This window comes from Rhodothermales bacterium, from assembly GCA_013002345.1.
Lineage (GTDB): Bacteria > Bacteroidota > Rhodothermia > Rhodothermales > JABDKH01 > JABDKH01.
The window spans coordinates 1-18,153 of the sequence record JABDKH010000081.1 but is presented as its reverse complement, the minus strand read 5'-3'; the positions used below and the strand labels follow the sequence as shown (position 1 = coordinate 18,153).

Annotated in this window: 20 protein-coding genes; 9 read left to right on the top strand and 11 right to left on the bottom strand. The window is 58.7% G+C overall.

Annotated elements, in window-relative coordinates:
* The first annotated feature begins 237 nt into the window (after positions 1 to 237).
* The 5 genes from HKN37_04245 to HKN37_04225 all read left to right on the top strand — a co-directional run bounded on the left by HKN37_04245 (position 238) and on the right by HKN37_04225 (position 4,283).
* Positions 238 to 675, top strand: a complete 438-nt coding sequence (locus HKN37_04245) for a hypothetical protein (protein ID NNE45852.1) — start codon at positions 238 to 240, stop codon at positions 673 to 675.
* Between the two features lies 1 nt (position 676).
* Positions 677 to 892, top strand: coding sequence for a helix-turn-helix transcriptional regulator (locus HKN37_04240; protein NNE45851.1), 216 nt, complete (start codon positions 677 to 679; stop codon positions 890 to 892).
* Positions 893 to 1,019: 127 nt separating this feature from the next.
* Entirely contained in the window at positions 1,020 to 1,520 is a 501-nt protein-coding gene (locus HKN37_04235; protein ID NNE45850.1) for a hypothetical protein, read from the top strand.
* Between the two features lie 299 nt (positions 1,521 to 1,819).
* Positions 1,820 to 3,094 (top strand): terpene cyclase/mutase family protein, encoded by a 1,275-nt coding sequence (locus HKN37_04230; GenBank protein NNE45849.1) that lies wholly within the window; start codon positions 1,820 to 1,822, stop codon positions 3,092 to 3,094.
* A 4-nt stretch (positions 3,095 to 3,098) separates the two neighbouring features.
* Positions 3,099 to 4,283: a hypothetical protein gene (locus HKN37_04225; protein NNE45848.1), complete on the top strand. Its 1,185-nt coding sequence runs from the start codon at positions 3,099 to 3,101 to the stop codon at positions 4,281 to 4,283.
* Positions 4,284 to 4,396: 113 nt separating this feature from the next.
* On the opposite strand, the gene HKN37_04220 is transcribed toward HKN37_04225, so the two are convergent.
* A complete protein-coding gene (locus HKN37_04220) occupies positions 4,397 to 4,738 on the bottom strand; it encodes a copper-binding protein (GenBank protein ID NNE45847.1) in 342 nt (113 codons plus the stop codon).
* A gap of 107 nt (positions 4,739 to 4,845) precedes the next feature.
* Positions 4,846 to 6,639: an ABC transporter ATP-binding protein gene (locus HKN37_04215; protein NNE45846.1), complete on the bottom strand. Its 1,794-nt coding sequence runs from the start codon at positions 6,637 to 6,639 to the stop codon at positions 4,846 to 4,848.
* A 121-nt stretch (positions 6,640 to 6,760) separates the two neighbouring features.
* On the opposite strand from HKN37_04215, the gene HKN37_04210 reads away from it, so the two are divergent.
* Entirely contained in the window at positions 6,761 to 7,159 is a 399-nt protein-coding gene (locus HKN37_04210; protein ID NNE45845.1) for a hypothetical protein, read from the top strand.
* A 14-nt stretch (positions 7,160 to 7,173) separates the two neighbouring features.
* On the opposite strand, the gene HKN37_04205 is transcribed toward HKN37_04210, so the two are convergent.
* The gene (locus HKN37_04205; GenBank protein ID NNE45844.1) at positions 7,174 to 7,761 is read right to left on the bottom strand and encodes a TetR/AcrR family transcriptional regulator; all 588 of its coding nucleotides are present in this window, start codon (positions 7,759 to 7,761) and stop codon (positions 7,174 to 7,176) included.
* Between the two features lie 173 nt (positions 7,762 to 7,934).
* Here HKN37_04205 and HKN37_04200 point away from each other — a divergent pair, with 173 nt between their 5' ends.
* A complete protein-coding gene (locus tag HKN37_04200) occupies positions 7,935 to 8,633 on the top strand; it encodes a DUF2461 domain-containing protein (GenBank protein ID NNE45843.1) in 699 nt (232 codons plus the stop codon).
* 70 nt (positions 8,634 to 8,703) lie between these two features.
* Here HKN37_04200 and HKN37_04195 read toward each other — a convergent pair whose 3' ends face one another.
* Positions 8,704 to 9,147, bottom strand: a complete 444-nt coding sequence (locus HKN37_04195) for a CBS domain-containing protein (protein NNE45842.1) — start codon at positions 9,145 to 9,147, stop codon at positions 8,704 to 8,706.
* Between the two features lie 268 nt (positions 9,148 to 9,415).
* On the opposite strand from HKN37_04195, the gene HKN37_04190 reads away from it, so the two are divergent.
* Positions 9,416 to 10,594 carry a hypothetical protein gene (locus HKN37_04190; GenBank protein ID NNE45841.1) on the top strand — a complete coding sequence of 393 codons (1,179 nt, stop codon included), beginning with the start codon at positions 9,416 to 9,418 and terminating at the stop codon, positions 10,592 to 10,594.
* A gap of 6 nt (positions 10,595 to 10,600) precedes the next feature.
* Entirely contained in the window at positions 10,601 to 11,887 is a 1,287-nt protein-coding gene (gene apgM, locus HKN37_04185; GenBank protein ID NNE45840.1) for a 2,3-bisphosphoglycerate-independent phosphoglycerate mutase, read from the top strand.
* Here the strand turns inward: apgM and HKN37_04180 are convergent.
* The 7 genes from HKN37_04180 to HKN37_04150 all read right to left on the bottom strand — a co-directional run.
* Entirely contained in the window at positions 11,877 to 13,103 is a 1,227-nt protein-coding gene (locus HKN37_04180) for a Na/Pi symporter (protein NNE45839.1), read from the bottom strand. The genes apgM and HKN37_04180 overlap by 11 nt on opposite strands.
* A complete protein-coding gene (locus HKN37_04175; protein ID NNE45838.1) occupies positions 13,100 to 13,900 on the bottom strand; it encodes a phosphate ABC transporter ATP-binding protein in 801 nt (266 codons plus the stop codon). The genes HKN37_04180 and HKN37_04175 overlap by 4 nt, the downstream gene beginning before the upstream one ends.
* A gap of 11 nt (positions 13,901 to 13,911) precedes the next feature.
* Complete coding sequence (locus HKN37_04170) at positions 13,912 to 14,712, bottom strand: phosphate ABC transporter ATP-binding protein (protein NNE45837.1); 801 nt, start codon at positions 14,710 to 14,712, stop codon at positions 13,912 to 13,914.
* Positions 14,706 to 15,584, bottom strand: coding sequence for a phosphate ABC transporter permease PstA (gene pstA / locus HKN37_04165; GenBank protein ID NNE45836.1), 879 nt, complete (start codon positions 15,582 to 15,584; stop codon positions 14,706 to 14,708). Before pstA ends, HKN37_04170 begins: the two co-directional genes overlap by 7 nt.
* Positions 15,581 to 16,510, bottom strand: a complete 930-nt coding sequence (pstC, locus tag HKN37_04160) for a phosphate ABC transporter permease subunit PstC (protein ID NNE45835.1) — start codon at positions 16,508 to 16,510, stop codon at positions 15,581 to 15,583. Before pstC ends, pstA begins: the two co-directional genes overlap by 4 nt.
* Positions 16,503 to 17,606 carry a hypothetical protein gene (locus tag HKN37_04155; protein NNE45834.1) on the bottom strand — a complete coding sequence of 368 codons (1,104 nt, stop codon included), beginning with the start codon at positions 17,604 to 17,606 and terminating at the stop codon, positions 16,503 to 16,505. The genes pstC and HKN37_04155 overlap by 8 nt, the downstream gene beginning before the upstream one ends.
* Positions 17,607 to 17,697: 91 nt before the next feature.
* On the bottom strand, positions 17,698 to 18,153 hold a 456-nt coding region (locus tag HKN37_04150; GenBank protein ID NNE45833.1), incomplete at its 5' end, for a phosphate-binding protein.

Here is an 18,153-nt window from a genome sequence, read left to right as displayed (position 1 = left end):
TTCAAGAGCGTGTTTCATCGGAACAGCTTTCTGTGGCAGGTGGTGCTGTACGAAGCCGTCGACGGCCAGGAGGTGGGGTAGACGCCCTGCCGAACATTTTCTCGGGGGTCATCTGCACCCACCGGACGCGCGGACCTGGAAGGCACATCCCTCCTTAATGATGTATATAAAACTTGACACAAAGTAAAGCATATATTACATTGTGTCAATCTTGTTTTACACATTGAGAGAACAGCGATGGAACAGTCTTATGCGGAAAAAAGCGCCTGGGTATTGCTAGTGACGCTTCTTGTGGCATTTGGCTGGTATTTCTACAGCCATGGCGGAGCGTTGGTGGCGGGCTCGCTCACATTCGGCGACATGTTGGGGGCATTGATCGGCCTCGTGGTGCTGATCGTTGTCGTCGAGGTGACCTTTCATGTCATGCTCGGCATCGAAGCCGCACACGACAGCAGGCTCACCGAGTTGACTGAAACGGACGAACGGGACGATCTGATTGACGTCAAGTCCGAACGATTCGCAAGCTTTGTCCTGGCGACCGGCGCCGTTGGGGGCATCTTCAGTGCCGCTTTCTTGACCGCCGTCATGACCGCCCACGTGCTGCTCCTTGCCCTTGTGTTGGCGGAGTCGGCGAAATTGATTTCCAAACTCGCGTACTACCGCCGGGGTGTCTGATATGGGAAAGACCGCTGTACGAAATCAGATCCGAAAGCTCAGATTCGAGCACGGCGAAATGACGCAGGCGGAATTGGCGAGCAGAATCGGTGTTACGCGGCAGACGGTCGTCGCCATCGAGAAGGAGAAGTACTCGCCCTCGCTGGAAGTTGCGTTTCGAATCGCGCGGGTGTTCGGTGTGCCGCTCGAGAGCGCCTTTCGATACGAGGCAAGCTGAGGCGAAACGTCAGTGCTGTTGTGAGTGAATGCCTGTTTCGACCTGCGATTTGACTCGCATCTGCCTGCGCACCTCGATAGTTTGCACGCGGGAATCATGAGTCTGCCTACAGATAGGGTACGGAGTTATGTGCAGTCGCCTCAGTACACTGGCAATCGTTTTGTTGCTGACCGTCGGTCCGGTCGCCGCTCAGCTCGACGGGCTCGAACAGATATCGAGCCTCGTGCGTGTGGGGCGCTTCGGGCTTGTCGTCGACGTCGAGGCCACCGCCTCGCTAACGGCGAACCCGGCCCTCGACGCATCGTCTCTGCGACCGCTTCTGGCGGATCGGATCGCGGCCGTGAGTGGCCGCCGGCCGTCCATGGATCCACTCGAGACCGGGTACCCATACGTCTATGTGCATATCAACGCGATCGATGTCGCTGACGGACTCGTACCGTTCGCGGTGAATGCATCGTTTATCCAGGAAGGCCGTCTGGCGTCCGGTGGCGGTCCCATCAACATGACAACGTGGGAATCAGGGTCCGTCGGACTGGTTTCGCACGATCGCATTCCGGCAATCGCCGAAACAGCGCTGGGGTTGGTTGAGGAGTTTGCCGGGGACCTTTTGATGGCTGGTGACGGATAGAAGTCCGGCACGAAAGCATGCCCCGGGGCATTTCCAGGGTGATTTTGATGCTTTTGCCGCCGGGGCGTCGTCGCTCCGATCGCCCGTCGATCTCGAGAATGCGCCGTCCGGTCTTGTGCGCGCACACAATAAGCGAACCGGGCACGTCGTTAGTATTCGCACAGCCACACAGCTCAGGCGCCGAAGACTGCAGCGTTCCGTTCGACGACCGAGATCGCGAGCGAGGCACATCAGTAGCAGATCGATCAGCGCACCCGGAGGTCACATCCGTATTGTTTAATCAGACTCAGGATGGACCCATGTATCCAAACAAATTCGAGAGGCCCTTCGCCCTTGTGGCGCTGGTTGTTCTCGGTCTTTTCGTCATCGTGGCGGGATCGAGGATTGTCAGAGCGTTGGGCACTTCAGCCGCACCTTCTTCGGTAGAGATGCAGGAGGACGGTGTGAAGCCGATACCCGGCTATGTTCGCACAGGACTTGACTGGCTGGCCGCAGCACAATTTCAGAACGGCGGCTGGGGGGCGGGTAGCCACTCGGCCCAGAATGTTCGAGACCCGCACGCGGTGCAAGTCGATCCTGCCACGACGGCATTCGCCACGATGGCCCTGATGCGTTCAGGCAGCACGTTGTACTCAGGCGCGTATCAGAAAAACATCCGGTTGGCGCTGAACAACTTGCTCGAGATCGTGGAGGCAAGCCCTCAGAACAGCGGACAGATTACCAGTATTTCCGGAACGCAGCCGCAGGTGAAACTGGGCCACAATATTGACGTGTCGATGACGGCTCAGCTGTTCGCACGGGTGTTGCCGACATTGAAGCGAACGGATCGGCTAAAGGCTCGCGTGGAGAAAGGCCTGGACAAGTGCCTCCGAAAACTGGAGATGGCTCAACAGGCCGATGGCAGCTGGAATGAGGCGGGCTGGGCGCCGGTGTTGCAGTCGGCCGTGGCGAATGGCGCGCTGGAGATGGCGGCTTCCGCCGGGCGTGAGGTCAACCAGGAGGCGCTGGACCGGTCCCGGAAATATCAAAAGAACAATGTTGACAGTGAATCCGGTGACGTGAAGACCGATGCGGCGGCGGGTATCTCGTTGTACTCTATAGCGAGCAGTCAGCGGGCGTCGGCTCCGGCGGCACGGGATGCGATGGAGCGAATCAAGGAAGCCAAGAAGCGGGGCGAGCTCGAGGAGGATGCGGATGTGACCGTCGACAATCTGCGGAAGGCAGGATTCGGCGAGCAACGAGCGGAAGAGCTTTTCGACTCCTATCGTCAGAATGAGGCGACGAAAAAGCTGCTGAGCGATGAGCGTGTTCTGTCCGGCTTCGGCAACAACGGAGGCGAGGAATTCCTGAGCTATATGATGGCCAGCGAATCACTGGTCGTTACGGGAGACAACGAGTGGGACAAATGGCACACTCGCATGAATCAGCTCTTCGCACGCGTCCAGAATCAGGACGGCAGCTGGAGCGGTCATCATTGCATCACGAGCCCGGTATTTTGCACCGCGGCGGTGATCCTGACGATGACGGCGGATCGAGATGCCGACTTTCTCCGCAACAAGAAGAAGAAGGGCTAATCTGATGGCCGGTCTACTAATGAAGGCCCGCCTGCTTGCGGTCGTGCTCGGCGTGGGCACGGTCGTGGGCGCGGCGAGTCTCGCTGGATGCGGTTCCGCCGACGTCGACGAGCGGGGGCAACTACTCCGCACCACAGCGGAGTATCTGTGGGCTCAGCAGGGTGAGGACGGTGGTTGGCACAGCGAAACCCACGGCCTGCTCCGCGGCGGCGAGACATGGACGCCTTTCGTCGCTCACTATCTGTTTCAGGTACCAGACTCGATTTTCGCTGCTCCTACAGGTGGGCGGGAGCACGCGCTGCAATTCATTCGGGAGCACACGACCGATGCCGGAATTCTGGGAATCAGCGACCCTACGGTTCTTGAGTACCCGAACTATGCCACGTCCTATGCACTCCGCGTCCTGAAGCGATGGGGAGCACCGCCTGACAGCACGCTGATCCGGAAGATGGCTCAGTACCTGCATGGACAACAGTATGACGAACTGAGGGGCATCGGAGCGGAGCACCCGGCGTACGGAGCCTGGGGCTTCGGGGAGACATCTCTTCCGGTCGGCCAGGTGGGGCACATCGACCTGTCTCACACGCGACGAGTCATCGAGGCGCTCGAATCAACAGGAGCACGAGGGGAGCACGAGATGAAAGTGCAGAGATTCCTCGCCATGCTCCAGAAGCATCCGTCCGACACGCGACCGCAACCCGGTGCCAATCACGATGACCGGCGCCCTCCCTACGACGGCGGATTCTACGCCTCGACCGTCACCGTGGGACTAAACAAGGGCGGCGCAGTGACCGATAGCCTTGGCCTGTCTTACTACCCGAGTTACTCGACCACCACCTGTGACGGAGTCCTGACACTTCTCGCTGCGGGCGTGCAGACAGACGACGAGCGTGTCACGAGCGCAGCCGAATGGCTGTCGATGCATACCGACCTTACGGTCGTACAGGGCATTCCAGAGAATCCATCGCAATGGCAGCACGTGATGTTCTATTACCACTTGCTCGTCCGCAGCGAAGCGAACACGGCGCTCGGCATCGGTGGCACATGGCCCGACGACATGGTGACTATGCTAACAGAGCGGCAACGCGCCGACGGTTCTTTCAGCAATCCGGACGGAGCGCCGAACAAGGAAGACGACCCGATACTGGCAACCACGATGGTCGTCGGCACACTGCTTAACGCGCACTGACACCGGCCGGTCGCCGGGGACTCTGACTCTGCCACTTCGACGAGCGCCTCATCGAGCTTGCCGCAACGGTCATCCGATCAGGGAACGACAATACGGTTTGCGGCGAGCGGCACTCAGGGCAAGACGCTTATCTGAATCATGTGAATGTTCGGTCCTTGCACCTCGACCGTAAAACGGACCGAGTCTCCGGCCGCGACACCCGTTGCCACCGACGTATCCCTCAGGGCGAAAGGCATCTTCATGGCGGACATGAACCCGGGCATATCTTCGTGATCGACCACGACGTACTTGCGATTCGGCAGCACGGACATGACGAGCCCTAGACCTTCGAACGTTGCCACTTCAACGGTGGCGGTCGAGGTGGAATCGGCCGAAGCGGCGGATGAGTCTTTGTCGGACGTGCAGCCGGCTGTAAGTCCGGCAATGATCAGAAGCGAGCAGAAAAGCAGACGCATGGGTACGGATTGGCTTGTTCTTGTGTCGGCGGCATTGAACGCCCGACTCACATTATTGTTAGCCACTCGTCACGATCGCGAATCTCGACGTTCGAGCGCCGGGCAGCCTAGTAGTCTTCGCCCGGGTTGACGAAGCGGTTCGTTTCCCAGTCGTACTGGCGGTCGTGTAGTTCGCGGTAGCGGCCACCTACGAGCATGAGCTCCTCGTGCGTACCGCGCTCGACGATAGTGCCGTCTTCGAGCACCAGTATCTGGTCGGCACTGCGAATGGTGGACAGCCGGTGCGCGATCACGAACGTCGTGCGCCCCTCGCGCAGACGCTGCAATCCTTCCTGGATGAGCGCCTCGCTCTCGGTGTCGAGGCTCGACGTGGCCTCATCGAGAATGAGAATCTGCGGATCCGCCAGGATCGCGCGCGCAATGGCGACGCGTTGGCGTTGTCCGCCCGAGAGCTTCACGCCGCGCTCACCGACGATCGTGTCATATCCGTCGGGGAAGGTCGATACGAACTCCTCGCAGTGAGCGATACGACCAACCAGCTCTACCTCCTCGCGTGTGGCGTCGGGCCTTGGAAATCGAATGTTGTCGGCGACCGATCCGTCGAAAAGGAAGTTGTCCTGCATGACGACGCCCAGCATCTTGCGGTACTCGCCGACGCGGATGTTATCAAGGTCGCGGCCGTCAAGGAGTATTTGCCCCTCCTGCGGCTGATTAAAAGCCATCACCAGACTAACGAGGGTGCTCTTGCCCGAGCCGCTGGAGCCCACGAGCGCAGTGGCCGTGCCCGCAGGAGCATCGAACGAAACCCCTTTCAGAACGGGTTGGCCTTCTTCATAAGCGAACGTGACGTCCTGGAACGAGACCGTCGCTCCTACGTCGCCAAGCACTTCGCGTCGTTCGTCCTGGGCGTCTTCCGTTTCCATGGCGAAGACCTCGCGGATCCTGTCCAATCCGGCAAACGCCTCCGAGATCTGGGTCCCGATCGACGCCATCTGGATGATCGGAGCGGCCATCAGCCCGGTGAAGAAGATGTACATGATGAAGTCACCGAGCGTCATGGTCTCGGCCAGAATCGCCCGCCCGCCGCTGACAATCATGATGACGCCAACCACACCGATGACAACTGAGCCAAACGCCGTGACCGCCGAAACGCCCGTAATCGACTGCGCGATGTTTCTGAACAATCGTTCTATACCTTCTGAAAACGCCGACTGCTCCCGGCCTTCCGCCGCGTAGGCCTTCACGATTCGAATGCCTCCGAGCGTTTCGTTCAGCCGGGCCGTGACATCTGCGTTGATCTCGCGGCGCGCTCGGAAGATGGGCCGCAGCCGATTAAAAGCGATCGCCATCACGGCGCCAAAGGCGGCGAGGACGATCAGAATGATCGATGTCAGCTGCCAGTTCAGCCAGAAGAGCACAACAAGCGCCAGAATGGCCGTGAACACTCCACCAACGAGCTGGATTATGCCTGTACCGACGAGATTCCGGATCCCTTCCGGGTCCGTCATGATCCGTGAAATCAGCTCGCCCGACTTCGAGTTGTCGAAGAATCGGATCGGCAGCCGCGTGATCTGATCCTGCAACTGCCGCCGCATGTTCATGATGACGCGCTGCGCGGCCACGCTGATGAGCTGCGATAGCGAAAACGTCGTCCCCGCCTGTACAACGGTGGCCGCACCCACGGCGAGCGCCAGCGGAACCAGCATATCCACGTTCGATTTGGCCAGTACCTCGTCGATGAGGTATTTCGAACTGGCAGGCAGCACGAGGCCCGCCAGGCGATTGACGACCATAAGGATCAATCCGATGCCGAGCCGACCGCGCTGCGCCCACATGAGCTCGCGTGCCTCGCGTGCGACGACGGACCATTTGAGCGTGTTCTTCTTCTTCTCGGGTTTCATAGGATGTGGATTCGATGATCGGACGCATTCGACGCGCTCGGAAGTTCAAGGGTCCGCAAACCGCTACGGAATGTTCCGGGATTCCATACTTTTGGTCGATCACAACCCTCGAGCCACGAAAATGAACAACACCAAAGGACAGGACAAGTCGACCATGCTGGCGATCGTCCGCGTGGCGATGCTCGGCGGCATCGTAATTCTCGGCGCGGTCGCAATCTTCCTCACGAAGAGCGGTCAGGTTCAGCCGATGGCCGATGAGATCCTCGCTCCGCTGCGGATCGCGTTCGTCGCCATCCTTGGCATCGTCGTTGTCACGATGTTCTTCTTTCGGAAGAAACGAAGGGCCCTGACCACGGAAGACGATCCGACGACCGTGAACATCATTGGCTGGGCGCTCGGCGAGGCTATGGCGATGTTCGGAGCAGTAATCCTGTTCCTGAGTGGAGACCTGTCGTACTTCTTCGCCGGCGTTGTGATAATGCTCGTGGCGTTCGTGTTCTTCCCGATCCCGCAGGAGTAATCCTCCAGGGGGGCCTACAGCCGGTCAAGCAGCGCATTGACCTGGCGCTTGCTGCTCCGAACGAAATGATGATCCCGGCCGGTCTTGGCCATCAGTATCATACCCTGCGCGATCGTGACGAGGAAGCGTGCGATCTCGGCAACAGGCGTATCGTCTCTGATGGATCCCCTTTCTCGGGCGGTCTCAAGCGCGCGCTCGAAATTCCGGTCTAGCTCCGCATACATGCTGTTGAGCGGCTCGAGAGCGATCTCGTCTTTGCGCGCTAGCTCAACGCCGGTATTCTGGCCGAAACACCCTCGATGCCCGAGCGGTGACGTAACCGTTGTTTCCAGTGCCTCGAAATACCTGCGAATGGTCGCCACACCACCGGATGACTTCTCGGACAGATGCACAATCTGTGGAAGCACGTGCCGGAAATAGTAGTCCAGTGCTTGCAGGAAGAGACCGCGTTTGTCGCCGAAGGCCTGGTACATGCTGAACCGGTTGATGCCGGTCGCCTCGACGAGATCCTGCACGGACGTTGCCTCGTAGCCCTTCTCCCAGAAGACATGCATGGCCTTCTCGACCACCACTTCGGGATCATACTTTCTCGGTCGGGGCATGGGGTACTGTGCGCGAGGATTGACGGCGGCAAGCTACGAAGAAATCCGGCCTCATGGCCAGTATCGCGCGCTCGACGCGAGTCTGCGGCGGTGTGGCGAAACCACCTTGCGTCTGTATGGCTGCTTCGGCATCTTGAGTCCGACGACACCTCATTAATCGCCCGGCCTCGACAATGTCAGAGTTTTCAGGATTCCCAAAATCTGCCTTCAAGTTTTTCACGGACCTGAAGCAGAACAACAATCGCGACTGGTTCACCGCCAACAAGTCGGTTTACGTTGAATCGGTTCTCGAGCCGGCGAAGCTGTTCATTCAGGCCCTGGGTGAACGGCTCACCGGCATCCACCCGCACATCCATTTCGACACGGCCACGAATGGCAGTGGATCGATGTTCAGGATCTATCGCGACGTCCGCTTCGGTAAAGACAAGTCCCCCTACAAGACTCACCTGGGTATGGTTTTCTGGTTGGACGGCAACCGGAAGAAGACGGAGTCGCCGGGGTACTACTTCGGGATGAGTGACGGGCCGCCGCAGATTCATGGCGGGCACCATCAATTTGGCAAGGAACACCTCAAGGCCTATCGGGAATACGTATCCGATCCGGCACACGGTGACGAATTGCGCGAGATACTCGCGAGGATCGAGGAGGAAGGATTTGAGACCGGGGTACAGCATTACAAGCAGGTGCCGCGCGGCTACGCGAAAGATCACGCGAACGCGGACTTGCTGCGGTACAACGGAGTAGTGGCAACCTCAAAGAAGATCCCCGTCAAGGTGGCGCGCTCTGCGCAACTCGTGGAGACGTGCTTCGACAGGTGCCTTACGATGGCACCGCTACTGTTCTGGCTGCGGGATATGGAAGCAAAGCAATAATCGGCCGGGAGCACGGCCGGGTGCTCCGGCAAGAAATCGGAGCATGCTCCCGATTATCCCTCCAAAGGCCTCAGGCGGGATATTTGCCGGTGATGTAGTCCGTCAGATAGTGAACACGCGCCTGAGCGTTCTCGGAGATTGTTTTGACGAGATCCCCGATAGATACCAATCCGGCCAGCTTTCCTCCCTCCATCACGGGCAGGTGACGAATCTTTTTCTCCGTCATAATCGCCAGACACTCTTCGACGGTGTACTTCGGGTCGACGCAGACGAGGTTTTCGGTCATGACATCGCCGACGGGGCACGTCTTCGAGGTCCGGCCGCGCAGCACGACCCGGCGAAGGTAGTCGCGTTCCGTAAAGATGCCGGCAACGTCTGCATCCTTCAATACGATGATGGATCCGACCCGATTCGATTCCATCTGCTCGATAGCCTCGTATACGGTAGCTGTCCGTTGAATGGTGAGGACATCGTTTCCCTTGGCTGACAGGATATGGCCGATCGTAGTTTTCATGGTAGGTGGAGCGCCAGTGTTGTGGAGTCGAACCTTGCTTGAATAGAAAAGCCCGGGCAGATTGTCAACTATGCCCGATACAGATCGGGGTGCTTAACTTTAGATTCGCCCGCATGCGAACGATTTAATGGATTCAGTCCTCCGACGAATTTGGGGCATCTGTGACAGGGCGTTGCCCGCCAGTCGGGCACTGATTATATAACAATTCTCTCTCTAACCATTCCGCTCTCAAGGGTTTTCCGATTTGACAGTTCAGGTAGTCGATCCGGTGGAAAAAAGTAAGGTGCCCTTTCTGAGGGGCATCCTCACGAGGTCACTGGTCAAGGCAGGCCTCTCCTTCGACGCGGCGTACGAGATTGCAGATCGAATCCGCGACGAGATCGGGTCGGACAAGGAGATCACGACCGACGACCTGAAGACGCTCGTCAAGAAACAGCTGAAGAACGCGGGAGAGAAGGAGGTGATGAGGCGCTACATCGCCGGCGCAACGGGTTACATTCCAGTACGGATCATTGACCGCGATGGCATACCGCGCCCGTTCTCGAAAGGCCTTCTGGCGAACTCACTCGAAATCTGCTCACTGCCGAACGAGCGCATGTTCGCGATTACGCGCGGTATCGAGCGATACCTTCTCGAGACCGGCGTAAAGGAGATCAAGTCGCTCGAGCTGGCGAGCATCACATACAAGTATCTGGTCGATGAGGAATCGGCCGAGATGGCTCGTCGCTACCTGACGTGGAGACAGTACCTTCGCTCGGAACGCCCATTGTTGATATTGATCGGAGGGACGACGGGATGTGGCAAGAGTACGATCAGTTCCGAGATTGCCCACAGGCTCAACATCGTCAGAACCCAGTCGACGGACATGCTGCGTGAGGTCATGCGCCTCATGATTCCGGAGCGCCTTCTCCCTACGCTTCACACGTCGTCGTTTAATTCCTGGGAAGCCATTCCCTCCTGGAAAGGTCAGCCCACACGGCTCGACACACATTTCGAACAGGGGTATCTCGCGCAGGCCGGGCACGTCGGAATCGGGATAGAGGGCGTACTACAGCGAGCGGATCGTGAGCGCGTATCGCTGATCGTGGAGGGCGTTCACATCCACCCTCGATTGCAGCGCTCGCTCGTAGATACGGTTGACGCGATTGTAGTACCAATCGTGCTGGCCGTGGTGAAGAAGAAGAGGCTGCGCGAGCAACTTCAGGGTCGGGGCAAGCGAGCCGTATCGAGGCGGGCGGAACGATATCTGGAGCATTTCGATGCCATCTGGCGACTGCAGGACTTCATGCTTGCTGAGGCGGATCGGTATGACATTCCGGTTGTGCCGAACGACGAGCAGGAAGAGACGATCAAGCTGGTGATGGATGAGATTTCCGATGCCCTTACGGAGGAGTACTCGGGTGATGAGGGATGGCTTGTCGAGTCGAAGGATGCTAGCGCCGGGTGACCATATATGAATTCAACATCGCCGTCCGCCTTGAAAGGGCTGATGATCATTCTGGATGGGCTGGGTGATCGCCCGGTAGAGCAATTTGGAGGCCAGACGCCCCTTGAGGCCGCTGCGACGCCGAATCTCGACGATATGGTCGAGCGCGGAATGTCCGGTATGGTCCGACCGATTCGACCCTGGGTGCCGGTAGGCACACAGGTAGGTACCGCTCTCCTCATGGGGCTGGCTGCAGCCGACATACCGCTTCTGAACCGCGGGCCCGTCGAAGCCGCGGGAGCCGGCCTAAAGCTGCGGGATGGTGACATCGCACTGAGGTGCAATTTCGCCACACTCCGCGAGAATGGAGTGGCCCTTGAAATCGACGATCGCCGAGCCGGGCGAATCGATTCCGGGACTTCAGAACTCGCAGCAGCAGTCGACGGCATGGAGTTGTTCGGAGGTGTCGTAGCAGGATTTCGAGCGTCGACCCAGCATCGAGCCGTGCTTCGCCTCTCGGGCACGGGGCTGTCGGCCGACATCACCGATACAGATCCCGGCTCAGGAAACGAGGCGTGGGGCATCCAGCCGTGTCGGCCGCTGGATCCGGGCGACACGGTCGCGCAGCGAACAGCCGCACTCGTAAACGAGTTCGTTCAGAGGGCCCACGAAGTGCTCGATGCACATCCCGTCAACGACGCGCGGCGGTCGCGGGGGCAGCTTCCCGCCAACGGGTTGTTGACGCGCGGTGCGGGCGTAGTCATGACTCCGCGGAACTTCGTTAACCAGCTTGGTCTCTCGGCGACTCTGATAACGGGCGAGGGAACGGTCGACGGACTTGGAAGACTCTTCGGCTTCTCGGTGATCAACAAACCCGAGTTCACGGGCGCGCAGGTAACCGACATCGAAGCGAAGATAGAAGCCGCGCGAGCAGCGTTGAAAGATTCCGACCTGGTATTCGTTCACTTCAAGGGAACGGATGTTGCCGCGCACGATCTGAACCCAGCCGCGAAACGTGACTTCATCGAGAAGGTCGATGCATTCATGCCGACCCTGGTAAACGATGACGTTGTTGTTGCCGTTACGGGAGATCACACGACGGATTCGACAACCGGCCGGCATACCGGCGACGCCGTGCCCGGTGTGATTCTCGCGCGCGGCTCTCGTCTCGATGAGGTACCGCGATTCGCCGAGAGCACGTGTGGGGCCGGAGCGCTCGGCAGCGTCACGTCTACGTCCTTCCTGATGGCAATGCTGGACCACATGCACGTCCTTCACAACTATCGGGGCTACGAGGACGAGTTCATTCAGTGAGAGGTGGGTCACCTGACGAAGTCTGGACGGTGTCCGAAGGTTCGTCGGTGGACGTCGTGTCGATCGCGCGCGCGAGTGTGAGAATGAGGAGCGGGATGAGGAAGAATACGGTGACGATGTAGGCGACCGCGTACATCCGGTTTCGTGCAGCCAGGCGCCCCAGTCCGTTGGCGAGTCGCAACGGTATGTCCCTCAATGACTTCACCGGCAAGAAGATCGCCGCACCGAATATGTTGAAGCACATATGGGCAAACGCGACTTCCAGTGCAGCGAGGCCCGATAGGCTCCCGGTGCTGGCCAGAGCCAGTGCCGCGAGCAGCGCGGTGATCGTAGTCCCGATGTTGGCGCCTATGACGAGCGGGAATATCTGCTCGACGGTCACCACGCCTGCCGCCACCAGAGGAACAATGGTAGATGTGGTGATGGATGAAGACTGCACCATTATCGTCAGCACAATCCCGACGAGAAGCGCCCGGGGCGCATCAGCGAAAAGGTACGCGTGAATGGTTCGCTCCGAAGTGCCCATCGACATCGATCGCAGAATCACAACCATGTATCGTATCGCCACGAACAGCACGATCCCGCCGACCGCAAGTACGAACCACCCGTTGGAGCCCAGGAAACCAATCACTTTGCCGGCGACCGGTGAGATGATGGCATGGACCGGGCTAAGGAGTCTGGCACCCCCCACGTCCGACAGACCGCTTGCCAGCAATTTCGCCGGATAGCTAATGACTCCGAACGCGAGCTCCAATGGCAGGAGCACGATCACGGATAGCAGATTGAACATATCGTGGACGGTTGCCCCGGCCGTCGCCAGTTGGAACTCGTCACGACGGGTGACGTGTCCCAGCGCAACGAACGTATTCGTCACGCTCGTCCCCATGTTCGCGCCCATGACGATCGGGATGGCGCCCGAAACCGTGAGCCCGCCGCCGGCTACGATAGAGACAACAAGAGAAGTGACGGCGGACGAACTCTGCACCAGCGACGTGGCAAGAATGCCGACGAAGAGGCCCACGAACGGATTCGAGGTGGTCTGAATCAGTGTCTGCGCCACTCCGCGCCCCAGGAGTTTGAACGACGCTCCCAGGAGTTCGAGACCAAGGAAGAAGACCGCCAGCACCAGAGCAAGGCTCAGAAAGCGAAGCAGACGGCCAAAGAATACCTTGCGTGGGTTGATGGGCAGGGCCTGCAGCTGATGCAGCGATGTCACCCGTAGCGCCCTTCGATGTAGTCCGCCGTTTCCCTGTGGGCCGGGGTGACGAACATGTCCTCCGTACGCGTATGCTCCACAAGCTTGCCCATCAACATGAACGCGCACTCATCACTCGCACGTCGGGCCTGAGCCATGTTGTGTGTGACGATGAGGATCGTAAACTCTCCCCGGAGCTCCCAGATCAATTCTTCGACGGCCTCGGTTGCCTTGGGGTCAAGCGCCGAGCACGGCTCGTCCATCAGAAGGATGCCCGGTTTAACCGGAAGAAGTCTCGCTATGCACAGCTTCTGCTGCTCTTCCAGTGACAACTTCGTGGCTCGCTGGTCGAGCCGGTCCTTCACCGTGTCCCACAGCAGCACTTCCTGAAGCGATGACTCAACGATCTCATCCTGTTCGGATTTGCTCAGCCGATCCTTCCTGGAACGGTGGATGCCTGTGCTGAACAGGATGTTGTCTCTAATCGAAAGCGGAAAAGGATTGGGGCGCTGAAAGACCATGCCGATCTGCTTGCGCAATTGCGACAGTTCGACATCTTCGTCGTAGATATTCTCGCCCTGTACCTCCACGGTGCCCTCGGTTCTCACGTAACCCAGCCGCTCATTAATGCGATTCACACATCGCAACAGGGTGGATTTTCCACACCCGGACGGACCGATCAACGAAGTGACAAGGCCTCGTTTGACCTCAAAATCGACATCGAACAGGGCCTGAAAATCCCCGTACCAGAGATTCAGATTCTGAGTCCGAATCGCGAGCTCGACAGCGGTCTGTTTTGTTGCAGAGTTGATCGCCATATTGTCACCGCTCAGCCGAACCGGCCCTGTATATAGTCGGTCGTCCGCTGATCTTTTACCTCTCCGCTGAACAGCGCCTCGGTCTCGCCGATCTCTACGCACTGGCCGTTCAGAAAGAACGCCGTCCGGTCCGCAAGCCGCCGGGCCTGCTGAACGAGGTTCGTCACGAGAATGATGGTCACTTTCTCGCGAAGCCCTTTGAGCACGTCCTCGATTCGCATCGTCGTAACGGGATCGACAGCGATTGAAAACTCATCGAGCATCAAGAGGTCGGGATCCTGCGAAAGGGCTCGCGCGATCGTCAGTCGCTGCTGCTGGCCGCCCGAGAGGAGACTGCCGAGGGAGTCGAGGCGATCCTTCACTTCATCCCACAGGGCGGCGCGACGAAGACAGCGCTCCACGATGACATCGAGGTCAGCCTTCTGCTTTGTGCCGGACAGACGAGGAGAGAGGGCGACGTTGTCGTAAATGCTGAGCGGGAGCCCGACCGGAAGAGGAAATACTACACCAACTCTCCGCCTGAGTGCGTATACGTTTCGCCACTCGTTGACATTCTTTCCAAGAAAGCGGATATCGCCCTCGACCTTCATGGACGAGTTGAACATGTCCATGCGATTGATGGCCTTCAGAAATGTCGTCTTGCCACCGTTCGCAGGCCCGATGATGCCGAAGATCTCGTGCTGTGGAACGTCGAGGGTGACGCCTGACAGAGCCACCTGGTTACCGTAGCGTACGGAAAGATCACGCACCTCTAGCACGTTCCGGCTGTCGACCGTGGCTTCGGGTTGGGCTATGGCGGTATCCGTCACCATTTCTTCCGACCCCGGAGATACACACGGAAACCGATCGAAACCGCGTTCATCAGAAGCACGATCGTGATCAGCAGCAACGCCACGCCAAAGGGCAGCTGCTCGGGAACGCCCGGGACCTGGGTGGAGACAACAAACAGGTGCAGCGACAGGGCCATCGTCTGATCGAAGACGCTTTCAGGCAGGAACGGAAGAAAGAAGGCGGCGCCCGTAAACATGATCGGTGCGGTTTCTCCGGCCGCTCTCGAAACTTCAAGAATGATACCGGTCAGAATGCCGCTGATCGCGTTCGGCAACACCACTTTCCGGATGGTCTGCCATCGTGTTGCGCCCATGCTCCAACATGCCTCTCGAAACGCCTGCGGTACCGCCTGCAAGGATTCCTTCGTCGCTACAATGACGACCGGCAGGGTCATGATCGCGAGCGTGAGGCTCGCGGACAGGATGCTCGTTCCGAATCCGAAGAACACCACGAAAGCCCCGACGCCGAATAGTGCGTAGACGATGGAGGGCACGCCGGCCAGATTGATGATGGCCAGGTTAATAATGCGTGTGAGCCAGTTGTCACCGGCATACTCGCTCAGGTAGATGGCCGCCGCAACGCCCAGAGGTACCGATGCGATCAGGGCGACCACCACAAGGAATATGGTACCGAGCAGAGCAGGGAAAACGCCGCCGGCCGTCATCCCGCTCTTGGGAAACTCGGTCAGGAACGCCCACGTGAGGACGGGCCCACCTTCAACAATCAACAGAATCAGGATGATGACTACCGGCAGGATGAGCAAGATGGTCATCACCAGGAATAACGTCCTGAAGAGTCCTTGAACCCGGTGGTTCCTCTGGCTTAATTCGGTGGCGGCGAATCGCGAACTCATTGCTTCCTGACACCCCGCACGACCAGATCTGCGGTCAGATTGATGATGAATGTGATCAGGAACAGGAATATCCCGAGCGTAAAGAGCGCGCCGTAGTGCTCGGAGCCCACAGCGGTTTCGCCAAGTTCGGCAGCGATCGTTGCGGTCAGGGCCCTGACGGAGTCAAAGACACTGGACGGGATGTTGATGGCGTGACCACTCGCCATCAGCACGGCCATGGTTTCACCGAAGCCGCGCCCGACGCCCAGAAGAACGGCCGAAACGAGTCCCGACTTCGCGGCCGGTAGCACAACCTTGAAGATCACTTGCCAGCGAGTGGCGCCCATGGCTTCAGCTGCCTGACGGAAATCGTCCGGGACCGCCTTCAGTGCATCCTCGGCGATCGTTGTCATGATTGGCGCCGCCATCAGTCCGAGTATGACGCCGGCATTCAGCACATTCAGTCCGACGGCCACGTCGAAGAGGTCGATGATCAGCTTGTTCATTATGCTGAGGCCGATGAAACCCCAGACCACCGACGGAATCGCGGCCAGGAGCTCGACGAATATCTTCAGGCTCTCACGAACCCGTCCGGTCGCAAACTCTCCGATATAAATCGCCGCGCCCAGAGAGAAAGGAATGGCTACAAGCATCGCCGTACCCGTCACGCTTGCTGTTCCGACGATGAGTGCGAGTGCGCCGTAGGTGGGGTTGTTTTCGGACGTCGGTGTCCAGCGCATCGACGTGAAGAACTCCATGAAGTCGAAGCGCGACGTGATAAAACCGAGGCCCTCTTTCGTGATGAACACGAAGATGCCCACGATGAACACAATCGCCGACACTCCTCCGAGAAAGACGAGCGACTGAACCGCACGGTCCACATACCACGCAATGTTGCGCCGGTCAATCTGGTCAAGACCGATCCGCGACGTCTCCGAATCAGACATGGTGATCGTCCTCGGTCAGACCGCCTCGCATCGTCTCCATCAGGTCGTCCAGCCGGTCGGCAATCTCCCGATACATTTCCCGCAAGCGCTCGGGCCCGGGATGCGCATCACCCTGCGCCGAAGCATCAACGATGGGCCACTCGAAGGCGACGGTGCCCACAGGTACTTCGTTCACAAATGTCGATACGGGTTCGTCGAGACACACAAGAACATCGTAGTCTCTCCAGTTGATGCCGTTCAGATCGAGACGCGTTTCCGGCTGCTTCTCGATGCCGTGACCGGCTTCCTCCATAAATGAAACCAGTGCGTCGTCGATCGGCTTGTTCGCAAGACCCGCGGTGTAATAAATACCTGATTCCGGAAATGCCTTGTTTCCGATTGCAACGGCTATCTGCGCGGCCAAATTGACACCGCTCTCAAGGAAAAGCACTTTGACCGGCCGACGCTTCTTCCGGTCGCCGGTCAACGCGAATACGACCTCTTCACAGAGGTTTTTCGACTGCGCACTGACCCGCTCCAGCATGTAGATCACGATGAGTTTGCTCAGCAGGTCCTTGACCGGCGAGCCGCCCGAACCTCCCGACCGGACCAGGTCCTCGTAGATGGCCTCGAACTCGACGACTACGGCTTTCGCCGACTTCATCGTCGAGCGCGCTGCCTCCTCGTTGCCTTCAGCGAAGGCAGCAATCGCATAGCGGTACATCCGCAGCGAGTCCTTCGCCATGCGCTCAATCTCGCCGCGAATAGGGTCTTCGATGGGATGCTGTATCGTGGCCGCCTCACGCGCAATGTTGGCCGCATAGTCGCCGATGCGCTCCAGTTCCACGTTCATGCGAAGCACCGATGAGATGAATCGCAGATGTCCGGCACTCGGAAGATGGCGGGCCACGAAATAGTGGCACAACCGGTCGACCTCCTCGGCCTGACGATTGATCGGATTGTCCTCGATAATCGTTCGATACGCCAGATCAGTATCAAGCGTCAGAAGTGCCGTGACGGCGTTTTCGAGCCCACGCTCCGCTCCCTTTGCAATCGCGATGACGCCGTTGCGGATATGCTCGATATCCTTCTCCAGGCGCTCTTGAAAATGAGTCATCGTTCCGTTCCAATACCTTGGTGACATGACATGTCAAGGTACTAAGCTCCGGCGGACAAGTCCGGCTGTGCGCCGGAGTATTTCTTTCAGATTACGAGGTCATTCCACAGTCGACGGCTTTGGCCGGCGCATATCCCTTCTCTCTTATGATACACTGCCCTTTGTCGCTCAGAATCCAGTCGAGGTACTCCTTGACCGCACCGGCCGGCTCACCGAGCGTATACATGAAAAGCGGTCTCGCGATCGGATACGATTGATCAACGGCAGTCTCTACGGACGGTGCAACGCAACTCGCGCCGTCCGCAGTCTCGATGCAGGGCATCTTGACCTTCTCCGTTGCATAAGCCAACCCGGAGTATCCGATCGAACAGGCCGTATTCTGCACCAGATCGACGACGTCCTTTGAGCCGTGCAGATCACGTGACCCGAGCTTGAAGTCTCGATTCGAGCCAAGAACAGCGCTGCGGAAGTATGCAAACGTGCCCGAGTTGTTCTGGCGGCTGACACGCACGATCTCCTGGCCCTGGCAGCCGGGCACGGTGATCCC